Raw genomic sequence first — 678 nt, 5'->3', positions numbered from 1 at the left:
CAGCTCGCCCGGCCAATTTTTGATTGAGCAGTCTCATATTCACCATCTCGTTTTGGTAGACGCGGCCAAGCCTCGCCATTGCAGCTGTTGACAGCATGTTCAAGATCATCTTCTGAGCGGTTCCTGCTTTCAGCCGCGTTGAACCGCGGATAATTTCCGGTCCTGTTTGCACCTCAATTGCGATATCGCTTAATTTGCCCGCTTCTGTATCCGCGTTGCAGCTAATCGAAACAGACGCGGCTCCGAGCTGTTTGGCATAGGATAATGCGCCAAGGACATAAGGTGTCGAGCCGCTCGCTGTGACGCCGATTAAGACGTCATCTTCCGAGAATGATTGCGCTTTCAGTTCGGCGACGATTTTTTCATGGTCATCTTCATTTTCTTCAAGAGGCGTCCACATCGCGTCATATCCGCCTGCGATCAGGCCGGTCCAACGGCTTTCGTCAATAGAGAATGTCGGCGAGAGTTCTGTGGCATCAAGGACTGCGATTCTGCCGCTTGTGCCGGCGCCAGCTGTAAACACTCTTCCGCCTTGCTTAAAACGGCTGACAATCGTATCCGCCGCCTCAGCGATCAGGGGAAGGCAGGGCGTAATGGCGCGAGGGACTGTATAGTCTTCCTCATTCATCAAGGTGACGATATCTAAAGCATTCATTTCATCAAGTGCTTTGCTTTTGT

General features: G+C 51.8%; 1 protein-coding gene. It reads right to left on the bottom strand.

The window, feature by feature from the left end; all coding sequences use genetic code 11:
* Window positions 1-678: N-acetylmuramic acid 6-phosphate etherase (locus D8801_RS09705; protein ID WP_125849459.1), on the bottom strand; the 678-nt coding region annotated here is incomplete at both ends.

It is taken from the genome of Streptococcus oralis, from assembly GCF_003943415.1.
GTDB classification, from domain to species: Bacteria; Bacillota; Bacilli; order Lactobacillales; family Streptococcaceae; genus Streptococcus; species Streptococcus oralis_BJ.
Note: the sequence above shows the minus strand (reverse complement) of the source record. Positions and strands in the feature narration are given on the sequence as shown.